Raw genomic sequence first — 3,622 nt, 5'->3', positions numbered from 1 at the left:
GTGCTGGACTGGCGGCAGCTTTCTAAGCTGAAATCGACCTATACCGACGCGCTGCAACAGGCGATCAATCCCGAGACGGGCCGGGTCCATACCTCGTATTCCATCGCCGGGGCTTCGACCGGGCGGCTCGCCTCGACCGATCCGAACCTGCAGAACATCCCCGTGCGGACCGAGGAAGGGCGGCGCATCCGCGAGGCGTTCATCGCCGGGCCTGGGATGCGGCTGGTCAGCCTCGATTATTCACAGATCGAACTGCGCATCCTCGCTCATGTCGCCGACATTCCGCAGTTGAAACAGGCTTTCCGCGACGAGATCGACATCCATGCGATGACCGCGTCCGAGATGTTTAACGTGCCGGTCGAGGGCATGGACCCGATGGTGCGCCGACAGGCCAAAGCGATCAATTTCGGGGTGATCTATGGCATTTCGGGCTTTGGATTGGCACGTAACCTGCGCATCCCCCGCGCCGAGGCGCAGGGCTTCATCGATCGCTATTTCGAACGCTTCCCGGGGATCAGGGGCTATATGGATGCGACCGTGGCCTTCGCCAAGGAAAACGGCTTTGTCCAGACCCTCTTCGGGCGCAAGATCAATACGCCCGAGATCAACGCCAAGGGCCCGCATGCAGGCTTTGCCCGCCGCGCGGCGATCAATGCGCCGATACAGGGGGCTGCGGCGGACGTGATCCGTCGCGCGATGATCCGGATGCCTGCAGCCATCGCGCACCTGCCCGCGACAATGCTGTTGCAGGTTCACGATGAGCTGCTCTTCGAAGTGGAGGAGAGCGCGGTCGATCAGCTTATCGACACTGCCCGGGACGTGATGGAGGGCGCGGCCCATCCAGCCATCCATCTTGATGTGCCGTTGGTGGTCGATGCCGGGCAAGGTGCGAACTGGGCCGAGGCCCATTGAGGCACTGTGCGCACAGCCGACAGGCGGGACTAAAAAGCTGCTGAAAGAAAACTGACGCGAATACAGGTTGTTCCGCGCCACTCGGTACGTAGTATTATTTTCCAAAGCCGTCAGTTTCCAGTGTGCATTGTTAAAAGTTCTGGGGTGGTCGGCCCTTCCGGGGCGCGGCAGTGCTGCAATTTATTTGAAAGCGAGGGGCAGATGGGTGCAAATTGGGATGCGATCAATTCGGCAGGCAATGCGGGCAAGGCACATAAACCGCTTGGCCTGAAACCGCCGGAAACCCACACCCCTTCCGCCTGGTTCCTCGGGCCGAATGCGGAAAACCTCGATATCATGCGCGATCTTGTCGCGATCGCTCTCGATGAGCATGCGCAGGCCCGCAAGGATTATATGGAGCGCGATCCCGACATGGTCGGCTCGCGCGATCCGAGCTACAAGACCACCGTCGCGGCAATGAAGGCAAACCTGCGCCATATCATGTCGGAACTGCGCGGCTCCATCCCGCTGTCGAGCCATCGCAACCAGAGCCATATGTACTGGGACATCACCATGCCCGGGGCTGCCGGGTATTTCGCGGGCATGCTCTTTAACCAGAACAATGTTGCGGCAGAGGCGTCGCCGGTCACGACGTCGCTGGAAATTCAGGCGGCGCGCGATCTGTGCGAAATGCTGGGCTACAACATGGCGGCGACGCCCGAGCCCTGGGGGCATATCACCTGCGACGGGTCGGTCGCCAACATCGAGTCCATGTGGGCGGCGCGGAACCTGAAATATCAGGCGGTCGCACTGGCCCGTGCTGCCCGCGTGGAGCCTGATCTGCAGATGGCAAGCGGTCTGTCGGTCCGCAAACCGGACGGCACATGGGCGCGGCTTCTGGATCTTGATCTGTGGGAATTGCTGAACCTGCGCGTTGACGATGCGCTGTCGCTGCCGCAGCGGCTGGTGAAGGAAGGTGGCGCGAAGGATGTCGCGGTGCAGGCGGCCATCGATACGTATTCCATTCAGGCCAAGGGTATTTGCGAATTCAATGCCGAGATGCTGCACGGCAAGGTGCCGCCCGCCCCGGCGGTGCTGGTGCCCGCAACCGCGCATTATTCCTGGGTGAAGGCGGCAACGCTTCTGGGGCTGGGCAAACACGCCGTCCGCTGCATTCCTGTCGATCTTGACGGTCGGATGATTGTTTCGGACCTCGCACGCGCGCTGGAAACCTGTCTGGAGGAGAAACGCCCCGTTTTGCAGGTTGTTGCGGTCATGGGCTCGACCGAGGAAAGTGCCGTCGATCCGCTGGCCGATATTTTGGCTTTGCGTGAACAATATGCGTCGCGCGGGCTGACCTTCGCGCTTCATGCCGACGCTGCCTGGGGCGGGTATTTCGCGTCGATGCTGCGCAAAGCGCCGAGGGACAAGCTGACGCCGGATGGTGAGGAAACCGCGCTTGATGATACGCCAGAGGAAGCGCTGAGCGATCATGTCCGCCACCAGTTCCGACAACTGCCGCAAGTCGATACGATCACCATAGATCCACATAAGGCGGGCTATATCCCCTATCCCGCCGGGGCGCTTTGTTACCGCAACAAGCAGATGATCTTTCTCATCGCCCAGACCTCGCCCGTGGTCTTTCATGATGGTGAGGCGCCGACGGTCGGGGTCTATGGCGTCGAAGGGTCAAAACCCGGCGCCGCGGCCGTGGGCGTGGCTTTGTCGCATATCTCGATCCCGCCCAACACACGCGGATATGGCCGCCTTCTGGGCCGCTGCGTTTTCAATTCCAAGCGCTACTACGCGGCGCTGACCACTTTGGCCAAGCCGGAGGACGATTTTGTCGTCGTTCCGTTTCAGCGCCTGCCGGCCGAGAAGGCGGGCGGCACCCCGGCCGAGATCGAGGCAGAGCGGGAACTCATTGCCGACAAGATCGTCGGTCATTCCAACCGCAAGCTGCGTAAGATTTTTGAGGATGAGCCCGATATTCTCGACCTCTTCCAGTCGCTCGGGCCCGATCTGACGGTCTTTGCCTATGCCTTCAATTTCAAGGTAGGCGGCAAACTTAACCGCAAGCTCGACCTCATGAACGACTTCAACAAGGAGATGTTCAACCGCCTCAGCCTTCAGGTGCCGCCTGACCATGAGGGGGATGTGCCGAAAACGCCGCTCTTTGTCACCAGCTCGCAATTCGATCCCGTGACCTATGGCGAAGGTTTCGTCCACGACTTTACCAGACGGGCCGGGGTCAAGACCAAGCACCCGACCGCCGTCCGGTTCCTGATCTCGACGATGCAGAACCCCTTTGTCACCGCGACTGCCGACGGCAATTTCATACCGACCCTGATGGGCGTCTTCCGCGACACGGTCGACGAGGTACGGGCCCATATCATCAAGAAACACGACCTCGCGAAGGAGACCTGACATGGTACATTACAACATTCCGCCGCGACTGAAGTACCACGAGCCCGAGGTTCACAACGATCCCTGCCAGCATGCCTTCATCCTGGTTGGGCGGGATCGGATCTACGGCGTCCATATGACCCAGTATCATTGCGAAAAGCACAAGTATCAGCTGATCCTGCATGTCGACCTGCCGAAGGAGGCGCGTGAGGAATATCTGCGCCAGCGCGACCTTTACCCCGACGATACATTCATCCTCTGCAACCGGATCGAGGACAGATGCTCCATCCCGTCGCTGGGCGGCGGTCTGCGCAAAGGCTTTACC

3 protein-coding genes are annotated in these 3,622 nt (G+C 60.5%); all 3 read left to right on the top strand.

The features are described from left to right. The coding region (locus WBB85_RS07995) for a DNA polymerase (RefSeq protein WP_432638093.1) at nucleotides 1-912 on the top strand (912 nt) is incomplete at its 5' end. Between the two features lie 201 nt (nucleotides 913-1,113). Next, nucleotides 1,114-3,318, top strand: a complete 2,205-nt coding sequence (locus WBB85_RS07990; RefSeq protein WP_432638092.1) for a pyridoxal phosphate-dependent decarboxylase family protein — start codon at nucleotides 1,114-1,116, stop codon at nucleotides 3,316-3,318. Between the two features lies 1 nt (nucleotide 3,319). After that, nucleotides 3,320-3,622, top strand: a 303-nt coding sequence (locus WBB85_RS07985) for a hypothetical protein (RefSeq protein WP_432638091.1), incomplete at its 3' end; no start/stop codon positions are given.

This window comes from Albidovulum sp. (assembly GCF_049646345.1).
Taxonomy (GTDB): domain Bacteria; phylum Pseudomonadota; class Alphaproteobacteria; order Rhodobacterales; family Rhodobacteraceae; genus Albidovulum.
This window is presented reverse-complemented; position numbering and strand designations above follow the sequence as displayed.